This window comes from Rhodococcus sp. NPDC004095 (assembly GCF_053604015.1).
The window spans coordinates 239375-265161 of record NZ_JBSGGS010000001.1 but is presented as its reverse complement, the minus strand read 5'-3'; the positions used below and the strand labels follow the sequence as shown (position 1 = coordinate 265161).

21 protein-coding genes are annotated in these 25787 nt (G+C 66.5%); 17 read left to right on the top strand and 4 right to left on the bottom strand.

Annotated elements, in window-relative coordinates; translation table 11 throughout:
- Positions 1 to 244 precede the first annotated feature (244 nt).
- From ACWEPG_RS01195 to ACWEPG_RS01175, 5 genes are all read left to right on the top strand, one after another.
- Positions 245 to 1414 (top strand): amidohydrolase family protein, encoded by a 1170-nt coding sequence (locus ACWEPG_RS01195; protein ID WP_450133486.1) that lies wholly within the window; start codon positions 245 to 247, stop codon positions 1412 to 1414.
- A gap of 39 nt (positions 1415 to 1453) precedes the next feature.
- Positions 1454 to 2689 (top strand): M24 family metallopeptidase, encoded by a 1236-nt coding sequence (locus ACWEPG_RS01190; protein WP_452593675.1) that lies wholly within the window; start codon positions 1454 to 1456, stop codon positions 2687 to 2689.
- Positions 2679 to 3803, top strand: coding sequence for a M24 family metallopeptidase (locus ACWEPG_RS01185; RefSeq protein WP_452593674.1), 1125 nt, complete (start codon positions 2679 to 2681; stop codon positions 3801 to 3803). The genes ACWEPG_RS01190 and ACWEPG_RS01185 overlap by 11 nt, the downstream gene beginning before the upstream one ends.
- A gap of 121 nt (positions 3804 to 3924) precedes the next feature.
- A complete protein-coding gene (locus tag ACWEPG_RS01180) occupies positions 3925 to 4887 on the top strand; it encodes an enoyl-CoA hydratase/isomerase family protein (RefSeq protein WP_452593673.1) in 963 nt (320 codons plus the stop codon).
- A gap of 36 nt (positions 4888 to 4923) precedes the next feature.
- Entirely contained in the window at positions 4924 to 7428 is a 2505-nt protein-coding gene (locus tag ACWEPG_RS01175; protein ID WP_452593672.1) for a CaiB/BaiF CoA transferase family protein, read from the top strand.
- A gap of 86 nt (positions 7429 to 7514) precedes the next feature.
- Here ACWEPG_RS01175 and ACWEPG_RS01170 read toward each other — a convergent pair whose 3' ends face one another.
- The gene (locus ACWEPG_RS01170; RefSeq protein WP_452593671.1) at positions 7515 to 8354 is read right to left on the bottom strand and encodes a mycofactocin-coupled SDR family oxidoreductase; all 840 of its coding nucleotides are present in this window, start codon (positions 8352 to 8354) and stop codon (positions 7515 to 7517) included.
- A gap of 39 nt (positions 8355 to 8393) precedes the next feature.
- Positions 8394 to 9596 (bottom strand): cytochrome P450, encoded by a 1203-nt coding sequence (locus ACWEPG_RS01165; protein ID WP_450133480.1) that lies wholly within the window; start codon positions 9594 to 9596, stop codon positions 8394 to 8396.
- Positions 9597 to 10076: 480 nt separating this feature from the next.
- On the opposite strand from ACWEPG_RS01165, the gene ACWEPG_RS01160 reads away from it, so the two are divergent.
- The 12 genes from ACWEPG_RS01160 to ACWEPG_RS01105 all read left to right on the top strand — a co-directional run bounded on the left by ACWEPG_RS01160 (position 10077) and on the right by ACWEPG_RS01105 (position 23993).
- A complete protein-coding gene (locus ACWEPG_RS01160) occupies positions 10077 to 11156 on the top strand; it encodes a phosphotransferase (protein ID WP_452593670.1) in 1080 nt (359 codons plus the stop codon).
- A gap of 93 nt (positions 11157 to 11249) precedes the next feature.
- Positions 11250 to 11861, top strand: coding sequence for a TetR/AcrR family transcriptional regulator (locus ACWEPG_RS01155; protein ID WP_450134176.1), 612 nt, complete (start codon positions 11250 to 11252; stop codon positions 11859 to 11861).
- Between the two features lie 592 nt (positions 11862 to 12453).
- Positions 12454 to 13263 (top strand): MlaE family ABC transporter permease, encoded by an 810-nt coding sequence (locus ACWEPG_RS01150; RefSeq protein ID WP_452593669.1) that lies wholly within the window; start codon positions 12454 to 12456, stop codon positions 13261 to 13263.
- 16 nt (positions 13264 to 13279) lie between these two features.
- Positions 13280 to 14125: an MlaE family ABC transporter permease gene (locus ACWEPG_RS01145; RefSeq protein ID WP_452593668.1), complete on the top strand. Its 846-nt coding sequence runs from the start codon at positions 13280 to 13282 to the stop codon at positions 14123 to 14125.
- 8 nt (positions 14126 to 14133) lie between these two features.
- Entirely contained in the window at positions 14134 to 15288 is a 1155-nt protein-coding gene (locus tag ACWEPG_RS01140) for an MCE family protein (RefSeq protein WP_452593667.1), read from the top strand.
- On the top strand, positions 15285 to 16310 hold the full coding sequence (locus ACWEPG_RS01135; protein ID WP_452593666.1) for an MCE family protein: 1026 nt from the start codon (positions 15285 to 15287) through the stop codon (positions 16308 to 16310). Before ACWEPG_RS01140 ends, ACWEPG_RS01135 begins: the two co-directional genes overlap by 4 nt.
- The gene (locus tag ACWEPG_RS01130) at positions 16310 to 17344 is read left to right on the top strand and encodes an MCE family protein (RefSeq protein ID WP_452593665.1); all 1035 of its coding nucleotides are present in this window, start codon (positions 16310 to 16312) and stop codon (positions 17342 to 17344) included. The genes ACWEPG_RS01135 and ACWEPG_RS01130 overlap by 1 nt, the downstream gene beginning before the upstream one ends.
- Positions 17341 to 18585, top strand: coding sequence for an MCE family protein (locus ACWEPG_RS01125; protein ID WP_452593664.1), 1245 nt, complete (start codon positions 17341 to 17343; stop codon positions 18583 to 18585). Before ACWEPG_RS01130 ends, ACWEPG_RS01125 begins: the two co-directional genes overlap by 4 nt.
- Positions 18582 to 19727 carry an MCE family protein gene (locus ACWEPG_RS01120; RefSeq protein WP_452593663.1) on the top strand — a complete coding sequence of 382 codons (1146 nt, stop codon included), beginning with the start codon at positions 18582 to 18584 and terminating at the stop codon, positions 19725 to 19727. Before ACWEPG_RS01125 ends, ACWEPG_RS01120 begins: the two co-directional genes overlap by 4 nt.
- On the top strand, positions 19724 to 21229 hold the full coding sequence (locus tag ACWEPG_RS01115) for an MCE family protein (RefSeq protein WP_452593662.1): 1506 nt from the start codon (positions 19724 to 19726) through the stop codon (positions 21227 to 21229). Before ACWEPG_RS01120 ends, ACWEPG_RS01115 begins: the two co-directional genes overlap by 4 nt.
- Positions 21230 to 21285: 56 nt before the next feature.
- Entirely contained in the window at positions 21286 to 22791 is a 1506-nt protein-coding gene (locus tag ACWEPG_RS01110; RefSeq protein WP_452593661.1) for an aldehyde dehydrogenase family protein, read from the top strand.
- Positions 22788 to 23993 (top strand): CaiB/BaiF CoA transferase family protein, encoded by a 1206-nt coding sequence (locus ACWEPG_RS01105; RefSeq protein WP_452593660.1) that lies wholly within the window; start codon positions 22788 to 22790, stop codon positions 23991 to 23993. Before ACWEPG_RS01110 ends, ACWEPG_RS01105 begins: the two co-directional genes overlap by 4 nt.
- 275 nt (positions 23994 to 24268) lie before the next feature.
- On the opposite strand, the gene ACWEPG_RS01100 is transcribed toward ACWEPG_RS01105, so the two are convergent.
- Both ACWEPG_RS01100 and ACWEPG_RS01095 read right to left on the bottom strand, forming a co-directional pair.
- Positions 24269 to 25018 (bottom strand): SDR family NAD(P)-dependent oxidoreductase, encoded by a 750-nt coding sequence (locus ACWEPG_RS01100; RefSeq protein WP_452593659.1) that lies wholly within the window; start codon positions 25016 to 25018, stop codon positions 24269 to 24271.
- Positions 25015 to 25779: an SDR family NAD(P)-dependent oxidoreductase gene (locus ACWEPG_RS01095; protein ID WP_452593658.1), complete on the bottom strand. Its 765-nt coding sequence runs from the start codon at positions 25777 to 25779 to the stop codon at positions 25015 to 25017. Before ACWEPG_RS01095 ends, ACWEPG_RS01100 begins: the two co-directional genes overlap by 4 nt.
- Positions 25780 to 25787: the final 8 nt, after the last annotated feature.

Sequence of the window (25787 nt, the reverse complement as noted above, 5' to 3'; positions counted from 1 at the left end):
CCGCGAACGGGCGGTCGCCGATCCGACCGGCAGCGGCGGACCGGGCCCGTCCGCAACGCCGGTGGTGGTCGAGGTGTTGCCGGTGCCGTCCGGCCCGTCTCGGCGGATGTTCCGAGAACGAGTCGATCCCTACTAGTCGAGCCACACGAGTCGATCTCCACCAGCAGGGGCGTCGGTGCCGAGGCCCCGGAGTCGAACCAACCGAGTCGAACCAACCGAGTCGAATCAACACTGGAGGATCAGGATGTCGGTCGCGAGCAGTAATGCGTCGTTGTACCCGCCGGGGGGATTCGCCCCGCCCAAGGACCGTCGCGGTCACGCAGGCGCGGGTGTGGGATTGCCGGCCGGGACCAAGGTCTTCTCGGCGGACAACCACATCTCGCTCGCGGAGGACATCTTCTACGAGCGCTTTCCGGAGGACCTCAAGGATCGTGCCCCGCGGGTGTGGTACGAGGACGGCGCCTTCCAGATGGGCAGGAAGGGAAAGTCTTTTCTGCCAGGAGATTTCAGTCATGTCCTGATGCAGTACGATCCGCTCGACGGGTCCGGGAGCAACAAACTCGATGCCCGGATGCGCGATCTGACCGAGGACGGCATCGACATCGAGCTCGCCTTCCCCAATGCCCTCCTGGCTCTGTTGTTCTACCCGGACAAGGAGATTCGCGAACTGTCGTTCCGGGTCTACAACGAGTACATCGCCGAGTTGCAGGACCGGTCGGGAGGCCGCTTCTACGGTGTCGGGCTGATCAACTGGTGGGACGGTGACGGCGCGCGGCGCACGCTGGGCGAGCTGAAATCATTCGGCCTCAAGACCTTCCTGATGCCGCTGTCGGCAGGCAAGGACAACGACGGCAATCCCATCGACTACGGAAGCACCGCGATGAGGCCCGTCTGGGAGGCGATCGAGGAGTCCGGGGTGCCGGTCTCGCATCACATCGGAGAGGCGCCGCTCTCGAGTCCGTGCGAGGTGAACAGTGTGGCCGTCGGGATGATGCACAACGTGGCCCCTTTCCGGGAGATGTTCGCCAAGTACATCTTCAGCGGAATCCTCGACCACCACCCGGGCCTTCAGATCGGATGGTTCGAGGGTGGGGTGAACTGGGTTCCGTCGGCCATCCAGGACGGCGAGCACCTGCTGGCCTCGTTCCAACACATGCTCGACCACCCGGTCGCGCACGAAGTCCGGGACTACTGGGACAACCACATGCGCGCGTCATTCATGGTGGACCCGCTGGGCCTGGAGATGATCGACAAGATCGGGGTCGACCGGGTCATGTGGTCCTCGGACTACCCGCACAACGAAAGCACGTTCGGCTACTCGGAGAAATCGCTCGCCGCGGTCGTCGAGGCCGTCGGGCCGGAAGACGCCGCACGCATCGTCAGCGGCAACGTCAAGGAATTCCTCGGCCTGTAGGCCGTGGCCCCGACACTCGAGAAGGTGGCAAGACCTGCGATGACAGCATTGGTATCCGCGGGATCTGCAGACATCGAGATCCCCGAACTGCCGGACCGTGCCAGGATGCGCCGGGAAACAGGTGCGCGGCTGCGGGCATCGATGGCCGCTCAGGGCGTCGACGCGCTGATCCTGCTGAACAACAGCAACGTCGTCTACGCGACCGGCGCGCACTGGCCACTCGGCGATGCCGGTCTGGCACACGTCGAACGTCCGGTCGCGGTCGTGGTGGCGTCGGATCCGTGGCCGCATCTGTTCATGCCCTTTCGTGAGGGTGCCTCCGAGGAATCCGACCTGCCGTCGGACCACCTGCACGGCCCGGTCTACCTCGAGTTCGACGAGGGGATCGAGATCTTCGCGCGGGCGCTCGCCGACCTGATCCCGTCGGGGGCCGCCGTCGCGGTCGACGAATGCACGGGGGCGATGCGGCGTGCGGAGAAGTTGTTGTTCCCGGCCGGCGCGCCGTCAGATGCGGCCGCGGTGATCGGCCCCGCGAAACTGATCAAGACGGTTGACGAGTTGGCGTGTATCCGGACGGCCTGCCGGATCACGGAGGAAGCGATGACGGATGTCCAGGCAGCCCTGGCCCCGGGCATCAGACAGATCGATCTGTCGGCAGGTTTCGTACGACGGGCGTTCGAACTGGGCGCCACGGCGAACATGCTCGACGCGATCTGGCAGGTGATGCCGGAACGTAAGGAGGACGGGGTCTGGACCACCCACGGCGATCTGGCGCTACCCCTGCTGACGACCGAACGGGAGCTGGAGCGGGGGGACGTGCTCTGGACCGACGTCAGCATCACCTTCGGCGGCTACTGCTCCGATTTCGGCCGGACGTGGATCGTCGGTCAGGATCCGACCGAGCGCCAGCAGGCCCAGTTCCGCAAGTGGTGGGACATCCTGAATCCGGTGCTCGGCGCGGTCCGCGCCGGCGCGACCGTGGCAGATCTGACCCGCGCGTCGGTGTCCGCGGCCGGCGGAAGCCGTCCGTGGCTGCCGCACTTCTACCTGGGACACGGCATCGGCGTCAGCGCCGCCGAGATGCCGATGATGGGCACCGATCTCGGCCCCGAGTTCGACGAGAACTTTGTCCTCGAGCCCGGGATGGTGCTCGTGTTCGAACCGGTCGTCTGGGAGGACGGAACCGGAGGCTACCGAAGCGAGGAGATTGTCGTGGTCACCCGAGACGGCTGGAAGAGCCTCACCGACTACCCCTATGACCCTTATGTCTACTGAGGTGGTGCCAGACGAACGCGCTCTGCGCCATGGGCGGCGCGAGCGGGCGATGGCACAGATGGAAGCCCACGACCTCGACATCCTCGTCGTCGGTCGGCAGGCAAACGCCCGTTATGTGTCCGGTGCCCCGCAGTTGTGGGTCGCCGGCACCCGACCGTTCGGGCCGGTGGCAACGCTGGTGCGGAAAACCGGTGCGGTGCATCTGCTCAGCACGTGGGACGAGGGCATTCCCGAGGACATCCCGCACGACCGGCTGTACGGGCTCGCCTGGAACCCGATGACCACCATCGCGATTCTGCGGGACATCGAGGGCGCCTCGACTGCACGTCGAGTGGGGACCGACGCCCTGTCGCCGGCTTTCGCGAAGCTACTGCCGATCGCCTTCCCGAACGCCGAACTCGTCGACGGGGAACTCGCCCTGCGGGAGGCGCGTCGCGTCAAGACCGATGAGGAGATCGTTGCGTTGCGGCGCGCGCTGCAGGTCGCCGAGGCCGGTCTGGCCGCGGCGGTGGCGCAACTCCGCCCGGGCATCTCCGAGCAGGAGCTGATCGGGTTGGTCATGGAGGCGACCGCCGCCGGCGGCGTGAGTACTCCGTCCACGCAGGACTGCGCATGGATCACCTCATGCGAGCATCCGTGGCGGGGGGTGATCGGGGATCGCCGGGTGCGGGAAGGTGATCTCGTGGCGTTCTCGTCGGGTGTGCTGGGCGAGGGTTACATCGGCGAAGTCGGACGGACCTGGCCGGTGGGCGAGGGCGTCGGTCCGGCCACCCGCGGGCTCTTCGCCCGGGGGGATGCTCTCTGGGAACGCCTCGTCTCGGCCTGCCGGCCCGGTGCGCACGCGAGCGATCTCCTCGCGGTGTACGAGGAGATCGGAGAACCCCTGCCGCCGATGCCGGTTGCTCGCGGTCTGGGGCTGGGTTTCGATCCGCCGGTCGTCTCGCCCCACCTGCCGGAGACCGCGGCGCGGGAGCGGCTGGAACCGGGCATGGTGCTCTCGCTCACCGGTTACGTGTGGGAGTCCGGAGTCGGTGCGGTGTTCCGACGCGACGCGGTACTCGTCACCGACGGCGCGGCCGAGGTTCTCACGTCCAGCCCTACGTGGACGGCGTGACCGACTGCACCGCCCCGTCATTCTGCCAACCATTGACGCGGCGCATCCGGGCCTCGGACCGACCTCGCTCCGAGGCCGTCCGGTGCCCGGGTCGCCGTGGAGCCTCCGAAGGAGCCGTCGAATGACCGACAAGACCGAAGATTCCGCGGAGGACATCGTTCTCTACGAGAAGGATCCGTCGACGAAGATCGCGACGATCACCTTCAATCGGCCCGGCCACCTGAACGCCCCGACCATCGCGGCGCGACTGCGGTACGCCGACCTGCTGCACCGGGCCAACATCGACGACGACGTCAAGGTCCTGGTGATCAGGGGGGTGGGTGACGATCTCGGGACCGGCGCCGACCTTCCGGAGTTCATGGAGGTCCAGAACGAGCAGGGACAGGCCCGGAAACTGGGTGAATACAAGATCGCCGAGGACGAGGTTCGTTATCCCCCCAAGGATTCCATCCGGCACGGCGCGACGATCAATCAGTGGTATGCCAACGCCCAATCCGGTTGCCGCAGTCTGCAGGAGTTCAAGAAGATCAGCATCCTGGAGGTGAAGGGCTACTGCTACGGCTGGCACTTCTATCAGGCAGCCGACGCCGATCTGGTGATCTCGTCCGACGACGCTCTCTTCGGTCACCCGTCATTCCGCTACTACGGCTGGGGCCCGCGAATGTGGACCTGGGCCCAGTCGATGGGGTTGCGGAAGTTTCAGGAGATGGTGTTCACCGGACGTCCTTTCACCGCACAGGAAATGGACGCGTGCAACTTCCTCAACAGCGTCGTGCCCCGGGACGAACTGGAAGCGGAGACCGAGAAGTACGCCCTGGCCTGTGCCCGCACCAGGCCCACCGACACGGTCTTCATGCAGAAGGTGTTCTTCGAGACGATGAAGCAGCATCAGGGCGAGTACATGGGCAGCCTGCTCAGCGCGATGTTCGAGTCTTTCGGTGGGCGGGCCCGGCCCGACGCGGACGATCTGATGCTCGACGACGACACCTTCGACCGCGGACTCGGCGAGTCCGTCAAGGACAACGATCGGCAGTATCCACCCGAGTTCCGTCTGAGCAAGAAGGGCCGGATCGCCGAGTCCTGACCGCCCGAGAGCCGGCGAACACGAAACAGGAGTGACATGACCCCGAATCAGCCGCAGGGCTCGTCACCGGGTGGCGGTGCCGCCGAAGCCGAGCCGGGTGGCGGTGCCGCCGAGGCCGAGCCGGGCGGTGGTGCCGTCCAACCTCCGCTGAGCGGTTGGGTCGTCGTCGACCTGTCCGCGGGGATCGCCGGCGCGTACTGCACGAAGCTGCTCGCAGACGGAGGGGCCGACGTCGTCAAAGTCGAGCCACCACAGGGTGATCCGCTGCGTTCCTGGTCTGCATCCGGTGCGGAGATCGCCTCCGGCGAGGACGGTGCACTCTTCGGTTTCCTGGCTTGTTCCAAGCGCAGCGTCGTCGCCGACCCGAACAGCGCCGGGGCGCTCGATCGGGTCGACGAGATCCTGGCGGCGGCTGACGTCGTGGTGTGGTCCCGAGGGTCCGGTGTCGCCGAGCACCCTCGGTTCGCTCCCCCCGACATCCTGCGCAGACATCCGCATCTGACGGTCACCGCGATCACGCCGTTCGGGTTGGAGGGACCGTGGCGGGATCGGCCGGCGACCGAGTTCACGCTCCAGGCATGGTCCGGTGGAATCGTCGGTCTCGGCCGAGGCGCGCCGGACCGGGCCCCGGTGTTCGTGGGCGGGCAGATCGGTGAGTGGCTTGCAGGTGCGTACGCGTCCGCGGCCACGTTGGCGTCGAGGACGGGTGCGGCCCGAACCGGTGTTGGCGAACTCGTCGACCTGTCGATGCTCGAGACTCAGATCCTCGGTCTCACTTACCACCCGGTCACCTTTTTCGAGGCGCTGGGGCGACCGTTCCGGACGGAGCGCCGCCTCACCGTTCCCGGTGTGGCAACCGCCAAGGACGGATTGGTCGCGCTGGGATGCGGGACGGCCCAACAGTGGTTCGACCTCTGTGCGATGGTCGGCCACCCGGAGTGGATCGACGAGGAATCGACGCAGTCGATCACCGAACAGGCCAACCGGCTCGCGCCGGAGATCGGCGACTGGTTGAAGGACCAGACCGTCGACGAGGTTCGCGAACTGGCCACGGCGTTCAGGATTCCCAACAGTCCGGTCGGCAACGGCGGCAACGTCACCGAGTTCGACCAGTACCGGAGTCGGGACTTCTTCGCGGTGAACCCCCGCGACGGATTCGTCCAACCGGGCCCGCCCTACCGGCTGCATCCCGCGATGCTTCGCGCACCGCAGCCTGCGCCCCGGCTGGATGAGCACGCCGACCACCTACCTCGTACGCCGGTCACGCGCACGGCGGCCACCGGCGATGGTGTCGGGGACCCGCTGCCGTTCAGCGGTCTTCGGGTGCTGGACATGACCACCTTCTGGGCCGGACCGTCCTGCACCCACTTCCTGGCCATGCTCGGGGCCGAGGTGATCCACCTGGAGTCCACCACGAGACCGGATGGAACCCGGCTCATCGCGGGTGTGCCGGTGACCGAGGACCAGTGGTGGGAACGGTCGCCTATCTTCTCGGGCCTGAACACGAACAAGAAGGGTCTCACCCTGGACCTTCGATCGGAACGTGGTCGAGAGGTGCTCACCCGACTCGTGGCAACCTGCGACGTCATCGTCGAGAACTACACCCCGCGGGTGCTGGAGCAGGTCGGACTGGACTTCGCTGCTGTCCGTGCCTTGCGCCCGGACGCCGTAATGGTGCGAATGCCCGGATTCGGGCTCGACGGGCCGTGGCGCGACAATCCGGCGTTCGCCTACGTGATCGAGGATGCTTCGGGTTTGAGCTGGCTCACCGGGCACCCGGACCGGAATCCCGTGGAACCGTATTCCGTGGGCGACCCCAATGCCGGTGTCCACGCGCTCAACGCACTGCTTCTGGCGCTGGAGCACCGGCGGCGAACCGGTCAGGGTGTGTTGGTGGAGGCTGCGATGATCGACGCGGCATTGAACGTCGCAGCCGAGCAGGTGATCGAGTTCTCCGCCTACGGGCGCCTGCTGCAACGGGCCGGGAACAAGGGACCGGCGGCGGCACCCCAGAATCTGTACAGATCGGGCGACATCGACGAATTCGGGCGCCCCGACTGCTGGGTCGCGATCGCGGTCACGACCGACGAGCAGTGGATCGGTCTGACAGGGGCGATCGGATCGCCCACCTGGGCAACGGATCCGAGATTGTCGAAGCACGCCGGACGGATGGCGTGTCACGACGTGATCGACGAGCAACTGTCCGCATGGTGTGTCGATCGCAGCTCGGACGAGATCGTCGACCAACTGTGGGCGGCCGGCGTCCCGGTCGGCAAGGTGATGCAACCTCACCGCCAGGCAGAACTTGACCAGCTGGAGTTCCGCGGCTTCTTCGAAGAGGTGGGACATCCCGCGGCCCGTCCGGCGAGGCACAGCACCGTGCCGATGCGGCTGTCACGGGGTCCCGACCGATTTCACGTGCAGCATGCTCCCCTTCTCGGGCAGCACAATCACGAGATCCTGACCGGCCTGGGGCTCTCCGTGGCCGAGATCGCCGAGCTCGAGGCGGAGGGGGTCATCGGGCGGTCACCGGAGCGGTAGCGACCGGAAGGGGCCGGAGACGACGAAAGTCCCTGCCTGGAATCGGTGTTTCGGTTTCCTGGCAGGGACTTTCGTCGTCTCAGCTGCTATTTCAGCATGCTGCCCGCGTCCACGGTGAGCTGGAGGCCGGTGACGTAACGGGATTCGTCTGAGGCCAGGAACAGCACCGCATTGCTGATGTCCTCGGGTTCGACCCAGCCGACCGGTAGTACGTGCATCAGCTTGGCGACCAGTTCCATGTCGGCGGGTCCGGGATTCTCCAGGTCCGGCCGGAACATCTTCATCGTTCCCTCGTTCATGAACATCGGGGTGTTCACGTTGGTCGGATGCACCGAGTTGACCCGGATCGAATGCTGTCCGAGCTCGACGGCAAAGGCCCTCACGAGCCCGACCACGCCGTGTTTGGCGGCGATGTACGAGCCGGTGTTCGGGTACGCCTTGAGCCCGCCGACGGAGCTGGTCAGGATGATCGATCCGCCCCGTCCTCCGGAGATCAGGTGTGGGACACCGGCCTTGACCGACTTCCACACACCGGACAGGTTGATGTCGATCATCTCCTGCCAGTCGATCTCCAGTGTCTGATCGAGGGTGTCGCCGCCGTTGCCGATGCCCGCGTTCGCGACGATGACGTCGAGGCGGCCGAGCTGTGACACGCCGTCCGCGACCGTCTCGGTCAGTGCGTCCTGGTTGCGGACGTCGACCTCGGCGGTGACGATCCGGCGTCCGTACGCCTTGACCAGGTTCTCGGTCTCGGCCAGGTCGTCAGGTGTGGAGGGCGCGATCACAGCCCCCTCCCGGATCGGAGCGCAGATGTCGACCGCGATGATGTCCGCGCCCTCCTGTGCCAGCCGTACCGCGTGGCTGCGGCCCTGACCTCGCGCCGCGCCGGTGATGAATGCAACCTTGCCTTCGAGTCGCCCTGCCATGCTGTCCTTCTCTCCCGTGGTGCTGCCGTGATGGGGTGGTCAGTGAGTGAACGCGGGCATGGTCTCCCAGCCGCGCACGGTCGAGGTCGGGGAGAGTCTCGCGTTCGACATGTCGACTTCCCATTCGGGGAATCGCTTGAGAATCTCCTCGAGTGCGATCCGGCCCTCGAGCCGGGCAAGTGCCGACCCCAGGCAGTAGTGGGTACCGACGCTGAAGGACAGGTGCTGGCGGGCGTCGCGGTGAATGTCGAAGACGTCCCCGTCCGGAGCGAACTGGCGATGGTCGCGGTTGGCCGAACCGATCAGGAACATCATCACGCTGCCCTCGGGGACGGTGTGGCCGTGCAGCTCGACGTCGCGGGTGACGTAGCGGGCGACGTGCGGGGCCGGCGCCTCGAAGCGAAGCAGCTCCTCGACGGCGTTGGGGATCAGTGAGGGGTTCTCGACCAGCTGTCGCCGCTGATCCGGATGCTCTGCGAGAACCTTTGCCGCCCACCCGATCAGTCTTGTGGTGGTCTCGTTTCCGGCGCCGGAGACCACGTTCACGTAGGTGAGCAGTTCGTCGCGCGTAAGGCGGCGCACAGTGCCGGTCTCGTCCTCGAACTCGACGTTGAGCAGTTCGGTCATGATGTCGTCGGAGGGGTGATCGGCACGCCAGTCGATGTAGGCGCCGAAGATGTCGCCGCTGACCATGCCCTCCGAAGCGGCCTTCATCTGGCCGCCTTCTTCGGTGCGCATCTGGTCGTTCGCGTAGTCCCGGATCGCCTCCTGGTCCTCCTCCGGGATCCCGAGCAACAGGCCGATCGTCCGCATCGGCATCTGTGCACCGATGTCGGCGATGAAGTCGAGCCGGCCGGTGCCGACGTGCGGATCGAGGCTGCGCTCGCAGAACTCGCGGATCTTCGGCTCGAGCGCCATGATCTTGCGGGGGGTGAACATCCGCGCGAGCAGCTTGCGGTGGATGTCGTGAATCGGTGGATCCTCGAAAACCAGTACGCCCGGCGGGATCGCGATGTTCGCCTTGATCAACTCGAGGATGGCGCCGCGGCCGGAGATGAAGGTCTCGTGGTCGACCAGGCCTCGATTGACATCGGCGAAGCGGCTCACGGCATAGAAGTCGTGGGACTCGTTGTAGTACAGGGGTGATTCTTCCCGAAGTCGCTTGAACATCGGGTAGGGATCGGCATTGAGCTCGACGTCGTACGGGTCGTAATAGACGTCGTTGGCTGCGCTGATCGTCACAGGATTCGCCTCTCGCCGGAGCTGTCTCGCTCACCGTGTACGCATGATCCGTCGGAAACAATCGTCAACGGCAAGTCGGTACGGATCACTCGCCGTGCAACTGCAAGTAGTGCTCTCGTTGAATGAGAGTCCTATTCTTAACGGTGAATCCGTTTGCTGCAACCATATTCGTTGTTTTTCCTTGGACTGTCGGTGCGAGAGATCTCGCAAGGACGGTCGTCGCCGACGGCCTTGCCGTAAGGATTACGAGAATGGTATTCTCGTCCAACTCGGCAAACGGCCGGTGCGTCCCGGTCGTGTTCGACCAGGCTCTCGTGTGGCCTGGGTGCAGTGTTCTCGTGGTGCCTGGATGTAGTGGTGCAGTGCGTTGTTTCGGCCGAGTGAGCGTGTCCGATCAGTCCTGTCCGCCGGTCCGGCTTCTCGCCGCCCGGACTCGCATGGCCCGGCGCCGGCCGGAAACGATCGAGGGGGTGCATCACGATGACAGTTGCGCTACAGGTTCCGCGTGAATGGGACGAACTCACACCCGACTGGATGACGACGGTCCTTGCCGCCCGTCACCCCGGCGCCCGAGTCGAATCGGTGAAGGTCGAGATGCGCGACGACGGCACCAATCGGCGCGCGCGCCTGGCGTTGACCTATGCGGAGGGGGACGGCCCGGCCACAGTCTTCGTCAAGGGCTGCGATCCGGACCACCGAGAGCTGGTGCGTTACACGAGCGGGTTGTTCCACGAACCTCGTCTGTTCGCCTCCGGCGCTGCGCTGCCGCTCGACCATCCGGTGGTGTACACCGCACTGATCCACGAGCCGGACGACTTCGTCCTCGTGATGGAGAACCTCATCGCCCGCGGCGCCGATCCGCGCGATGCCACCCGGCCGATGACCGTGGAGCAGGCTGCGCACGGCGTGCGTGGACTGGCCCGTCTGCACGGCGCGTACTGGGGGTCCCGGCTCTCGCGGAATTCGGCCCTTTCGTGGGTGGAGCCGTTCGTGCCCTGGGGTGGGATGGAACTTGCACCGTTGCCGGCCGCGATCGAGAGGCTCGGCGACTCGGCTCCGCCCGAGGTCCGTTCGCTGACGATCGATCACCTGGTCGAGAATGTCTGGATTCGCTACGTCCGGACCTTGACCCGATCGCCGCATCAGACTCTCCTGCACGGTGATCCGCATATCGGCAACTCCTACGTTCTCCCGGACGGCGACGTCGGCTTTCTCGACTGGCAGGTGGTGCGGAGGGGGGACTTTTCTCTCGACCTCGGGTACTTCCTCCAGGGTGCGTTGACCGTCGAGGACCGTCGCCGGAGTGAACGCGAGCTCGTGGAGGAGTATCGAGCCGAGCTCGGCCTGCCGGCAGGCGAGTGTCCGTCCACGGACGAGGTGTGGTTGCGCTATCGGGCATCGGTGGCGCACGGGCTCACCATATGGTTGGTGACGTTGAGCGCCGGCGAGCTGTGGCAGCGTCCGGACATCGCCTGGGCTCTCGCGGAGCGGTACTCGGCGGCCTATGTCGATCTCGAAACGCCGAAGGCGTTGGACGCGATCGCGGATCGGCCCGCGTGATGCGCCATACCGGTTCGGTCGTGACGCTTGTGGCTCGCCGGACGGCCAACCTACTGTGTGTTCATTGGGTTCAGTGTCGACCTAGGGGATTTCATGTACGCACCTCGGCCCTACGGCACCCTGCGCGCCAAGGGTGACGACCGCCGGCAGCTGATCGTGGAATCGGCACAGCGGCTGCTGACGCGGCGAGGCTGGCGGAACACCACACTCGCCCAGATCGCCAAGGAGGCCGGAGTCACCCCGGCTGGTCTGCTGTACCACTTCGATTCGAAGGAGCATTTGCTGCACGCGGTGCTCGACAGCCGCGATGCGGACGAGACGGCGCGGGCCGACCCGGCCGGTGACATCATCGAGGAAATCCGGAAGACAGCCGATCGGATCGAGCAGTCCCCCGAGTTGGTCGGCACCTTCGCAGTGCTGCTCATCGAGAACCTGATGCGGGAGGCGCCCTTGCACGACCGGCTGATCGACCGGTGGCGGTTGTCGGTCGATCTCGTCGCCGAAGCGATCACGCGCTACCAGGAGAACGGGCGCTTCCGGTCCGACATCGATCCTCGGGTGCGCGCGGTGGAGATCATCGCCTTCATCAACGGGATGGAGGTCGCCTGGCTGCTGGATCGTTCGATTCCGCTGGCCGACGTCTTCAACGAGTATGCGAACTCGCTCGCACGCGACTTCGCGGCCGCCTCGGAGGGCGTGGCCTGACCTCGGACGGTCACCGGGTTCGCGCTCCGCCGGTCGTTGCATGACCGGTGCGGTCACGCCCTGTGCAGGACGACTGTCGCCAGGGTGTCCGTATGCATCGACGTTCGGTCCAATCCTTGCGTCTATCTTGAGTTTTCGCAATTTGAATGTAGTATTTGCATTCGAGAGAATGACATTCCGCGGAGTGCTTCGAGGTGATCGCGCAGGGCAGGTTCGCGCGGCGCACGGAGTTCGATTCCGACGAGTCGCCGGCATGGGAACGGGGTGCGCAGTCCGCCCCCGGTTGCAGCCCTGCGGTGGTGGTCGGTCGTGGTGGGGGCGCCCGGAAACGGGCGGCGAACAAGGGCCGGTTCCGCGTGGATCCGGGTGGCATGCTTCTTCTGCGTGAACGACGCTGCAGCTTTGTAGCGTTCGAGCATGAGGGTGATCGAGTCGCGGGCGTGAGTCGCCGGCGCGAAGTCGACGCGACCGGAGATGTCGTCGCCGGAGACGGACGGTCCCCCGGATAGCTGGAGGATCGTATGAACATGAGGTCGAACGGATCATGTTCCCCGCAAAGGGGAGTCGTCTGCAGTGCGTACCGGCCGGCGGCGTGACGGCCGCCAGGCCGGGCCGACCGGTACCGGGGGGAAGAGGCAACTCTCTCGACTACTCGGGACCCTTCCAGTCCGTCGGAGCTCTGTTTGCGATGTCGGCCGATGCGGTGAAGTTCGCCTTCCGCAGGCCATTTCAGACGCGGGAGTTCGTCGAGCAATCCTGGTTCGTCGCGCGTGTGTCCCTCGTCCCGACCCTGCTGGTTGCGATCCCGTTCACCGTTCTGGTGAGCTTCACCCTCAACATCCTGCTGCGTGAGCTCGGCGCCGCCGACCTCAGCGGTGCCGGCGCGGCGTTCGGCGCGGTCACCCAGGTCGGGCCGATGGTCACGGTGTTGATCGTGGCCGGCTCCGGTGCGACGGCGATGTGTGCGGATCTGGGATCGCGCACGATCCGAGAAGAGATCGACGCCATGGAAGTGCTCGGGATCAACCCGGTGCAGCGACTGGTGACGCCTCGAATGCTGGCCTCCGCCTTGGTGGCAATGTTGTTGAACAGTCTCGTCTGCATCATCGGCGTCATGGGCGGCTACGTCTTCTCCGTCTTCGTGCAGGATGTCAACCCGGGTGCGTTCGCTGCCGGAATCACGCTGCTGACCGGGATCAACGAAGTGATCATCTCCTCCGTCAAGGCCCTGCTGTTCGGCCTCATCGCCGGGCTGGTCGCCTGCTATCGGGGGCTGACCGTGTCCGGCGGTGCCAAATCTGTTGGGAACGCGGTCAACGAGACCGTTGTCTACGCGTTCATGTCACTGTTCGTCGTCAATGTCGTGGTCACCGCCATCGGCATCCAGATGACCGTCAGGTGAGCGGGGGAGGTTGGCAGTGGCACCGAGCGTCACGTACGGGCGAACGATCCGCCGCCTGGCAAGACCGATCTCCAGTCTGGGCCGGATCGGTGACCACACGATCTTCTACTTCAAGGCACTGGCTGGGGCTCCTCGGGCGGCGTGGCACTACAAGCGCGAGACGATCCGCTTGATCGCCGAGACCGGGATGGGGGCGGGGACCCTGGCGGTCATCGGCGGAACCGTCGTGATCGTCGGATTCCTCACGCTGGCAACCGGCGGAACCCTTGCGGTGCAGGGCTACAGCTCGCTGGGCAACATCGGAATCGAGGCACTGACGGGCTTCCTGTCGGCCTTCATCAACGTCCGCATCTCCGCGCCTGTCGTGGCGGGCATCGGTCTGGCCGCCACCTTCGGTGCGGGCGCGACCGCGCAGCTCGGGGCCATGCGGATCAACGAGGAGATCGACGCCCTCGAATCGCTCGGCATCAACCCGGTCTCCTATCTGGTCGGCACCCGGATCGTGGCGGGGATGATCGCGATCGTTCCGCTGTACGCGCTCGCGGTCATCGCCTCGTTCGTCGCCAGCCGACTGACCACCGTGGTGCTCCTCGGACAATCCGCAGGGTTGTACGACCACTACTTCGCGACCTTCCTGAACCCGATCGACCTGTTGTGGTCCTTCGTGCAGGCGATCGCGATGGCGCTGACGATCCTGCTGATCCACACCTACTTCGGATTCTTCGCCAGTGGTGGTCCTTCCGGTGTCGGGACGGCGGTGGGCAATGCCGTGCGTACATCCCTCATCGCGATCGTCTCGGTCACACTGCTGGTCTCGCTGGTCGTGTACGGATCCAACGGCAACTTCAACCTGTCCGGGTAGGGGGATCGATGGCTCCGGGTGTCGTGCGTCCCCTCGTGGGACTGGGAACGATTGCTTTCGCCGCTCTCGTCGTATTCGCCGCGGCGACCGCGTTCAGCGGTGGATTCGCCGACAGCGTCCCGGTGACCGTCCTCTCGCCCCGTGCGGGACTGGTGATGTATCCCGACGCCAAGGTGAAGATGCGCGGAGTGACGGTGGGCAGGGTCGATTCCATCGACACGCTCCCGGACGGCCGGGCCGCGATACAACTGGCCATGGATCCCGAGCAGATCGGACGGATACCGTCCGATGTCACGGTCGACATCGCGTCGACGACGGTGTTCGGAGCCAAGTTCGTCGACTTCGTGCCGCCGGCGACACCCTCTCCGGCGCCCATGGAGGCCGGGCAGGTGCTGGAAGCGGAGCGGGTCACGGTCGAGATCAACACGGTCTTCGAGCAGCTGACGACGGTCCTGGACCAGATCGAGCCCGAGAAGCTCAACACGACCCTCGGAGCGATCGCCTCGGCAACGAACGGGCGGGGAAAACAGCTCGGCGAGACCGTCACCGAGCTGAACGCGTTCCTCGCCACCCTCGAGCCCGGACTGCCGGCCCTTCGCAATGACATCGCCCTCGCGCCGACCGTCGCAGGCACCTACGCGGAGACAGCGCCCGCACTGCTCGACACCACCGCGAACGCCACCAGGATCAGCCGAACGGTCGTCGAGGAACAACAGAATCTCGATGCCTTCCTGGTCAGCGTTGTCGGCCTCGCCGACATCGGGAACCAGGTCCTCGCCGACAACAGGTCTGCGCTGGCAACGACTCTCGACGTCCTGTTGCCGACGACGGCAATGACCAACCGGTACAACGAGGCGCTCACCTGCTCGCTCACCGGACTGGCGTATCTCGCCGACTCGAAACCGGTCGACGTCCCCGGACTCGGCCTGTCGGCCAACTTCCTCTGGGGCACCGACGCGTACCGGTACCCGGACAACCTCCCCAAGGTTGCCGCGACCGGCGGTCCGCAGTGCTCGGTTCTGCCGGTCGGCTTCGAGGATCCGCCACCCTTCGTCGTCGCCGACGTCGGGGCGAACCCGTTCGCCAACCCGCGGAAAGGGCTGGAACTGAACAGCATCAGCCTCCCGCAGGCGCTGTTCGGTACGCTCGGAGGTGGCCGATGAACGCGTCCCGCAACGGGCCGGTGTGGAAGCTCGGCGTGTTCGCGGTGGTCATGGTCATCCTGACCGGGTTTCTCGTGCTCGTTTTCGGACAGTACCGAACCGGCTCGACGACAAGCTATTCGGCGCTCTTCGACGACTCCTCCGGACTGCGGAGCGGTGACGTCGTCAGGGTCGCGGGCATCCGGGTCGGCACAGTCGACGGAGTGACACTGCAGGATGACCACAGGGTCGAGGTGGAGTTCAACGCGGACCGCGATCTCGTGCTGACCACCGGGACGACCGCGGCGGTCCGCTACCTCAACCTGGTCGGCGACCGCTACCTGGAACTGTCGGAGGGGCCGGGCTCGACGCAGATCCTGACCGCCGGTTCACAGATACCGGTCGACCACACGTCACCCGCGCTCGACCTGGACCTGCTACTCGGCGGATTCAAGCCGGTGATCGAGGGATTGAACCCGCAGGACGTCAATGCACTGACCTCTTCGCTCCTGCAGATCATGCAGGGACAGGAAGCGACGGTCGGTTCCCTGCTGTCGAAGACGTCGTCCTTCACATCGACGCTGGCGGACAACGGCGCCGTGGTGCAGCAACTGATCGACAACCTGAGATCGGTGATGGCCACACTGGCCGAGAGCGGAGACGAGTTCACCGCGACGATCGACCGTCTGGACACCCTGGTCGCCCAGTTGTCGCAGGACCGGGACCCGATTGGCGCCGCCGTCGAGGCGCTCGACCAAGGGACGGCATCGGTTGCGGACCTGCTGACCGAGGCGCGGCCGCCCCTCGCCGGGACGGTTGACGAACTCGCCCGTCTGGCACCGTTGATCGACGACGACAAGGCCCGTCTGGACTCGGCGCTGGAGAAGGCGCCGGAGAACTTCCGGAAGCTCGTTCGGCTCGGCGCATACGGAAACTTCATCCAGTACTACATCTGTGCGGTCACGGTGCGCCTGAACGACTCGTCCGGCGCAGTGGTCGAGATGCCCTGGATCAAACAGGAATCCGGGAGGTGTTCGGACTGATGCTCCGATACCGCGGTCGCCATCTGATTCGCCACGGACTGATCGGCATGGTCCTGGTGCTGTGCATTCTGCTGGTGGGCCTGAACTTCCAGGCCTTCGTCACGATGGCGACGACCGTTCGCTACGAAGCGGTGTTCGGCGAAGCCGGAGGCCTCGCCGCCGGTGACGACGTCATCGTGTCCGGAGTGCCGGTGGGCAGGGTGGCGAAGGTGTCCTTGGAGGGCGGCGATGCACTCGTCGCGTTCGACGTCTCGACGAAGGTGCGGCTCGGGTCCGAAACCACTGCTCACATCAAGACCGGGTCCCTGCTCGGCAAGCGAGTGCTGGCACTGGACTCCGCCGGTGACGATCGGCTGATGCCCACGGACGTGATCCCGATCGCGCACACGTCGTCCCCGTACTCGCTGACCGACGCCGTCGGCGATCTCACCACCAATGTCAGCTCGATCGACACGGATGCGGTCAACCAGTCGCTCGACACGCTCGCGGTGACACTCGACCAGGTGGCGCCGCAGCTGGGCCCGACATTCGATGGACTGACACGACTGTCGAGGACGATCGACAGTCGCAATGCTGCCCTGCGTGACCTGCTCGCCACCACCGGTGACGTGACGGGCATCCTGTCGCAGCGGAGCGAGCAGGTCAATTCCCTCATCCTCAACGCGAACTCGCTCCTCGGTACCCTGGTGGACCGCAAACAGGCGATCGTCGACCTGCTCGCCAACACCACGGCCGTGTCCGAGCAACTGGTGGGCCTGGTTGCCGACAACGAAGCCGAACTGGCACCGGCGCTGGATCGGATGAACGCGGTGGCCGCGATGCTCGAGGAGAACCGGGACAACATCGCCAAGGCGCTGCCCGGGCTTGCGAAGGTCGCGCTGACACAGGGCGAAGCGGTGTCCGGCGGCCCCTTCTACAACGCCTTCGTCGCAAACCTGATCCCCGCCCAGGAGATCCAGCCGTTCCTCGACCAAGCCTTCGGGATCGAGCCGCGCAGCCAGTTCGCGGTGCCGCACGTGGAGGCGCCCCGATGAGTCTTCGCCGTGTCGCCCAGATCGTCGCAGCCCTGCTCGTGGTCGCGCTGGTCACCGCCGCGGGGGTGATCGGGCACCGGGAACTGTTCGGCCCCAGGACGATCACCGCGGTCTTCACCACCACCACCGCGATCTACGCCGGCGACGACGTCCGCGTGTCCGGTGTGAAGGTCGGGAAGATCACGGCGGTTCGGCCCCAGGGCACCACTGCCGAACTGGTGATGGACATCGACCGCGGCGTGCAGATTCCGGCCGACGCGCGGGCGGTGATCGTCGCACCGGGCCTCGTCTCGTCACGGTACGTTCAGCTGACTCCTGCCTACCGGTCGTCCGGCCCGACGATGGACGACGGTGCGGTGATCCCGGTGGAGCGCACCGCGGTTCCCGTCGAGTGGGACGAGGTCAAGAACCAGTTGACCAGGCTTGCAACCGATCTGGGCCCCGACAGTGAACCGTCGAGCAGCTCGGCCGGTCGTTTCGTCGACAGTGCCGCGGATGCGATGGCGGGCAACGGCGACAAACTCCGGGAGACGCTAGCGCAGCTGTCCGGCGTCGGCCGGATCCTCGCCGACGGAAGCGGCGACATCGCGGAGACGATCCGGAACCTGCAGAACTTCGTCACGGTGCTTCGTCGGAGCAACGTCGAGATCGTCGAGTTCGAGAACCGCCTGGCCACGCTGTCGAGCGTGCTCGACGACAGCAGGTCCGACCTGGACTCGGCCCTGACCACCCTCTCGGTCGCGGTCGGGGACGTCCAGCGGTTCGTCGCGAACAACAGGGATCGAGCGAGCGAGCAGGTGCAACGCCTGGCGAACGTGACACAGAACCTGGTCGACAACAGGAAGGACGTCGAGCAGCTCTTGCACATCTTCCCGACCAGCCTCGCCAACTTCTACAACATCTACAACCCGGACACCGGCACCGAGGCCGGGGTGTTCGTGGTCAACAACTTCGCGAATCCCGTGCAGTTCATCTGTGCGAGCGTCGCAAGTCTCGAGAACACCACGTCCGCCGAGGCGGCGAAGAAGTGTGCCGACTACCTGGGGCCGGTGTTGAACCTGCTGAACTTCAACTACCTTCCGACCCCGATCAATCCGGTGAAGGGGCCGACGGCCCGGCCCGAGAACATCATCTACACCGAGCCCGACCTGATCCCGGCCGTGGTGGGGCAGCAGGCGCCGGCGAGGGCGCCGATGGGCGTGCAGGACCTGATATTTCCCGCGGGAAGGCCATCGTCATGACAGCTTGGGGCCAGCCGACCCGACGGCGTCTGCGGCTCGTCGCCGCATGTTCCTGTGCGCTCGTCACTGCGACCGGGTGCGCGTGGGAAGGGGTGAACTCGCTACCTCTGCCCGGGGCACCCGGGCGGGGGGACGGTTCGACGGTGTTCCACGTGGAGATGGCCAACGTCGGCACCCTCGAGTCGAATTCACCGGTCATGATGGACGACGTCGTGGTCGGGAGCGTCGGCGCCATGACGGTCGACGGGTGGCATGCCATGGTCGACGTGTCGGTGGGGCCAGGGGTCGTGGTTCCCGCCAACGCCGTGGCCACCATCGGCCAGACCAGCCTGCTCGGATCCAGTCACCTGGCACTGAACCCACCGGTAGGTGTCGCGCCCGCGGGACAGCTGGAGCCGGGTGCGAAGATCCCGCTGACCATGTCATCGACCTACCCGTCGACGGAGAAGACGCTCGCCGCGCTGTCGGTGGTGGTGAACGGCGGCGGGCTCGGCCAGATCGGCGACATCATCAGCAACGTGAACACCGCGTTCGACGGACGGCAGGGTGACTACCGGGAGCTGATCGGCCGGCTCGACACCTTCGTGGGCACACTGGACGAACAGCGCAACGGCATCGTGACCGCCATGCAGGAGCTCAACCGCCTGGCAGGTACGTTCGCTGCGCAGAACGCCGTCGTGACCGAGGCGCTCGAGAAGTTTCCGCCCGCACTCGAGGTGCTCTCCAAGGAGCAGCCCACACTCATGGCAGCTCTGGACAAATTGCGGGCCTTCAGCGACACCGCAAGCGGAGTGGTGTCCGATGTGCAGGCGGACCTGGTGGCCAACCTGCGGAATCTGGAGCCGACCCTCCGGTCGCTGGCCGACGTGGGGCCGGACATCGACAAGGCGCTCGCCTATGCCACCGTGTACCCGTACGGTCAGAGTGTCATCGACCGGGCCGTCCGTGGTGACTACGTGAACCTCTTCGCCACAGTCGATCTCACGGTGCCGCGGCTGCAGCGGGAACTGCTGTCGGGAACCCCGTGGGGTGACCCGAACGCCGCGATCCAGGCAGCGGTCGGCGATCCGGGGCACTCCATCCAGACGAAGGATCCGCTGGGCGTCGGAGTGACGCCGCCGGGCAGCGGAGGCGGCCGATGATCCTGTCGCGCTTCGTTCGCATCCAGCTGGTCATCTTCACGACCCTGTCGATCATCGGCGCGCTCGTGATGGCGCTGGGGTACATCCAAGTGCAGAACCTCCTCGGTATCGGCAGGATCAGTGTCGGCCTGGAGTTGCCCGCCGCCGGGGGGCTGTATCGCTTCGGCAACGTCACCTACCGCGGCGTGGAGGTCGGCAAGGTCGTCGCCGTCGAACTCACGCCGGGTGGTGTCAGGGCGACGCTGTCCATCGACGACGGGCAGAAGATCCCGGCGGACCTCGAAGCCGAGGTCCGGAGCATCTCCGCGGTGGGAGAGCAGTACGTGGATCTGCGCCCGCGCACCGATTCGGCGCCCTACCTGCAGGACGGATCGGTGATCGACGCGAGCGACACCAAGATCCCGCAACCGGTGGGCCCGATGCTGGACAGCCTCAGTGCGCTCGTCGGGAGCATCCCCGAGGACAAGCTGAACCAGCTCCTCGACGAGGTGTACGCGGGCCTGGACGGGGCCCAGTACGACCTGCAGTCGTTGCTGGACTCGTCGGCCACGATCGCCGCCGCCGCGAACAGCGTCGCGGAGCCGACTCGAACGCTGATCGAAGACGCCGAACCGCTGCTCGACTCGCAGGCGCGCAGCGCCGACGCGATCGAGATCTGGACCCGCAGTCTCGCCGGCGTCACCGGGCAGTTGAACACGAACGACCCGCAGGTGCGGTCGATCCTGCAGTCCGGGCCGGGATTCGCGCACGAGACCTCCGCGCTTCTCGACTCGATGAAACTCACGCTGCCGGTGTTGCTCGCGAACCTGACCTCGGTCGGGCAGCTCGGAGTCACGTACAACGCAGGCCTGGAACAGATGCTGGTCCTGCTGCCGCCCGCGATCTCGATGATCCAGACCGTTCAGCCGAAGAACAACGCGTCAGGCCTGGGTCTGGGCACCTTCCGGTTCGGGGGCATATCGGATCCGCCGGCGTGCACGGTCGGGTTCCTGCCGCCGTCGGCCTGGCGGTCGCCGGCGGAAACCGAAACCCTCGACACTCCGGAGGACCTCTACTGCAAGTTGCCGCAGGACTCGCAGATCGCGGTGCGCGGCGCCCGGAACATCCCGTGCATGGGGCAGCCGGGCAAGCGGGCCGCGACAGCCGAATTGTGCAACAGTGACGAGGAATTCCATCCGTTGGCCACCGAGCAGCCGGTGTTCGGGCCCTATCCGCGGGATCCGAATCTCGAGGCGCAGGGGGTCGCGCCGGACTCCCGGTACTTCGGCCGGCCGCCGTCCACAGATGTCGCGGAGCCGATCCCGGCGCCGCAGGGTGATGGCGGGGCGGTCGTCACGACACCGAGTTCGTTCGGCGGCGGGGCGGCCCAGCCGGAGGTGAGCGCGGTGCCCTACGACCCGAACACCGGTCGCTTCGTCGCACCCGACGGCCGGCTGTACCAGAAGTCCGATCTGGTGACCCCGGCCTCCGAGATCACCTGGCGGGAACTGATCCTCAACTAGAAGAAATGTATTGCCACTCCAGCGGATTCGATACCAGTGACGAGTGAGGAGACAGGATGTCATCGCAGGACGATGTGACAACCGCCGTGGCAGGCGGGGGCAGCGACGCAACGGTTCTGGAGGTCGGCAGGCGTCTGCTGATCGACGGGCAACTGGTTAATGCCGAACGGACCTTCGAATCGATCAATCCCGCCACCGGCGATGTCCTCGGCCACGCGCCGGACGCAGGCGCCGCCGAGGCCGAGGCGGCCATCGCCGCCGCGCGACGTGCCTTCGACACCACGACCTGGGCGACCGATGTCGCGTTCCGTGTCGAGTGCCTCGACCAGTTGCACCAGGCACTGCTCGACCACGCAGAGGAGTTGCGCGAGCTGACGATCGCCGAGGTGGGCGCCACACGCATGCTGACGCTCGGCAACCAGCTCGACGCCCCGATCGGGATCGTGCGCTACTATGCGGACCTGCTCCGTGCGTACCCGCTGACGGAGGAACTCGGAGAGATCGAGGTTCGCGGCGCGCAACACCGCCGCTGGGTGGAGAAGGAAGCGGCGGGAGTCGTCGCGGCCATCGTGGCCTACAACTACCCGAACCAGCTCGCGCTGGCCAAGCTGGCTCCGGCGCTGGCCGCGGGATGCACGGTCGTGCTCAAGGCCGCACCGGACACACCGCTGGTCACGCTCGCGCTCGGTGAGCTGATCGCCGCCCACACCGACATCCCCGCCGGTGTGGTCAACGTGCTTTCCTCGTCCGAGGTCGCGGTCGGCGAGACACTGAGCACTCACCCCGACGTGGACGTGGTGACCTTCACCGGCTCCACCGCCACCGGTCGCCGGATCATGGCGGCCGGCAGCGACACCCTCAAGCGGGTCTTCCTCGAACTCGGCGGGAAATCGGCGCTGATCGTCCTCGACGATGCGGACTTCGCGATGTCGGCGCTGTTCGCTGCATTCAGCATCTGCTCACACGCCGGACAGGGTTGTGCACTGACCACCCGGCTGCTGGTACCGCGGGCGCACCACGACGAGATCGTCGACCTCGTCGCCACCAACCTCGGGTACATCAAGTACGGCGATCCGGCCAGTCCCGAGACCTACATGGGACCGTTGATCAGCGCTCGGCAGCGCGAGAAGGTCGACGGCCTGGTCAAGCGGGCCGTCGCGGCGGGCGCTCGCCTCGTCACGGGCGGCGAGAAGGTGGATCCGGGATACTTCTACACCCCGACCCTCCTGGCGAATGTCGACCCGTCAAGCGAGATCGCACAGGAAGAGGTCTTCGGGCCCGTGCTCTCGGTGATCGCCTACGCGGACGACGACGACGCCGTTCGAATTGCGAACGACTCCGCCTACGGCCTCTCCGGCGGCGTGATGAGTGCGGACGACGACCGGGCGATCGCGCTCGCCCGTCGCATCCGCACCGGCACGTTCAGTATCAACGGCGGCAACTACTTCTCGCCGGACGCCCCGTTCGGTGGGTACAAGCAGTCGGGAATCGGACGTGAGATGGGCCCCGCAGGGCTCGAGGAGTTCCTCGAGCTCAAGACGTTCGCGGCGGTGGTCAAGTGAATCCGCTCAAAGGTTTTCGTGTCGTCGAGGTAGCGATGTACGGGTTCGTCCCGTCGGCGGGCGCCGTGCTCGCCGACTGGGGAGCCGACGTGATCAAGGTCGAGCACGCGGTGACCGGGGACCCGCAACGAGGCCTGCGTCAGACCGGCCAGTTCAAGGTCGAGGGCGACCCGAATCCGAATGTGGAGCACGCGAATCGGGGCAAGCGCAGCATCGGCCTGGACATCTCGACCCCTGAGGGGAAGGAGGTCCTGTTCGGCCTGGTCCGCGGCGCGGACGTGTTCCTGACCAGCTATCTGCCCCAGGTCCGAACCAAGCTGGGCATCGACGTCGACGACATCCGCGCGGTCAATCCGGCGATCATCTACGCGCGCGGAAGCGCGCTCGGTCCGCGCGGTGACGAATCCTCCAGGGGCGGTTACGACATGACCGCCTTCTGGGCGCGTGCCGGCGTCGCCGCCACCCTCACGCCACCCGGGGTGGAGGGCATGATCGGGCCGCCCGGTCCGGCCTTCGGAGACACGATCTCGGGCACGAACCTTGCCGGGGGTATCGCGGCGGCGCTGCTGGGGCGCGCACAAACGGGTGAGCCGTCGATCGTGGACGTGTCCCTGCTCGGCAGCGGCCTGTGGTCGATGGGACACACCGTCGCGCTGTCCGCGCATCTCGGCAAGCCGATGGTCGCGTCCCCGCCCGGTGCGCACGCGTCACCGGTCAATCCGCTGTCCGGGGTGTATGCGACCTCCGACGACCGGTACCTGGCGTTCGTCATGTTGCAGGCGGCCCGGTTCTGGCCCGACGTGTGCAGGCACATCGACCGGCCGGAACTGATCGAGGACCCGCGTTTCGCGGACGCCGAGTCGATCGCCGCGAACACCCTCGAAGCGGTGGCCCTGCTGCGGGAGACGATCGTCACCCGGACCCTGGCCGAGTGGACCGAGCGGTTCGCGACGTTGTCAGGCCCGTGGGCGCCGATCCAGGACTCACTTCAGGTCGTCGACGACGCACAGATCCGCGCCAACGAGTATCTCGTCAAAGCGGGTGAACTCGAGCTGGTTGCCAACCCGGTGCAGTTCGACGAAACCGCCCCCGACCTCCGGCCGGGGCCCGAATTCGCGGCGCAGACAGAGGAAATCCTGCTCGAGATCGGGTTGGACTGGGATCGAATCATCGCGCTCAAGACCTCGGGGGCGGTCACCTAGGGCATGTCTCCCAATCCCCGTTTCGGCGCCCCTGGCGCCCAATCGCCGCCCAGCTGCGTTGTCGTCGAGGCCGATACAACAGCGGTATCGGCCTCGCCTTCGCCTTGCCGGACGACGATTGTTTCGCCAGGTGCATCCGAGAGGGATCAGGAGACACGCCCCAGGGCATGTCTCCAACGTAGGAGCGCCACGGGCTGGTCTGCGTGGAACGACAGCGGGGATACCTGGGCCATCAGGTTCCGGTATCCCCGCCGGCGATATCGGTCGACAAGCATTCATGCATGCGGCACTAGCGTTTCCGATCGCGCAATGGTGCCGGTGACACCGGCACCGTCCTGTGCTGCCAGTAGTACCGCGGCCGCACCCATCGTCTCCACCGGTTCGACCATCTCCGGTGGGATCTCGATCCCGCTGCCACCCGCCGTCCAGCCCTCGGTCAGCACGACCCGGGACGGGCTCACACAGTTCACCGCGATGTTGTCGCCCTTCAGATCCGCGGCCAGCCCGAGGTAGAGGCGTTCGACTGCGGCCTTGGACACCCAGTAGGCATTCGAGCCGCGATCGGTCATGGTGACGCCGGTGGTGGTCACCGCGATCAGTGAGCCGCCCCCGCGCGCCCGCACATGCGGGATCACGGCCTTGGTCACCAGGAACACTCCGGTCAGATTGACGTCCAGACACAGCTGCCACCGTTTGAGCGGGGTGGACTCGATCGGTCCCTGCCAGAGCACTCCGGCGTTGGCGACCAGGATGTCGATCCCGCCGAACTCGGCGACGGTCGCGGCCACCGCGGCCTCGACCGACGCCTCGTCGGTGACGTCGCACGGCACGGCCAGTGCGCGGCCGCCGGATGCGGTGATCCGGTCCGCGACCGCACCGATCGTGCCCGGGATCCGGCCCTCGGTCTCGGATCGGGCGGCCACCGCGACCGCGGCGCCCGCCTCCGCGAGCGCCGCGGCGACGGCCGCACCGATGCCGCGGCTCGCGCCGGCGACGAATGCAACCTTGCCTGCGAGGGGTGTCACTTCGGCGGGAACCGCAGCGCGCCGTCGAGGCGAATCACCTCGCCGTTGAGGTAGTCGTTCTCGACGATGGACGCGACGAGGGTCGCGTACTCGGGGGAGCGGCCCATCCGCTTGGGGTGCGGGACCTGCGGGCCCCAGTACGCCTCGAGCTGGTCGCCGGCCTTGCCGTAGGCCGGCGTGAGGAAGGTACCGGGTGCGATGGTGCACACCCGGATGCCGAGCGGGGACAGGTCGCGGGCCGCGACCAGGGTCATGCCGACGACACCGCCCTTCGCTGCCGAGTAGGGCAGCTGGCCGATCTGGCCTTCGTACGCCGCGATGGAGGCGGTGTTGACGATGACTCCGCGCCCTCCCTCCTCCAGCGGTTCGGTCTTGGCGATGGCGGCCGCGGACAGCCGCATCACGTTGAACACCGAGATCAGGTACGAGTCGATGGTCGTGCGGAACGCGTCGAGCGACATCGGGCTGCCGTCCTTGCCGACCAGCCGTCCGCCGCCGGCCGGGCCGCCGTGGCAGTCCACGGAGATGCGCAGCGGGCCGAGCGACTCCGCTTCGGCTACGGCGGCGCTCACCGACGCCTCGTCTCCGGCGTCGGTGCGCACGTAGCGAACACCCAGCTCCTCCTCGAGCGCCTTGCCCTTGTCGTCGTTGACGTCCGCGACGACCACCTTGGCGCCGGCGGAGTGGAGGCGTCGAACGGTGGCCTCGCCGAGGCCCCCCGTGCCGCCCACGACGATCGCGGAGCTGCCATTGATCTGCATATTGATTT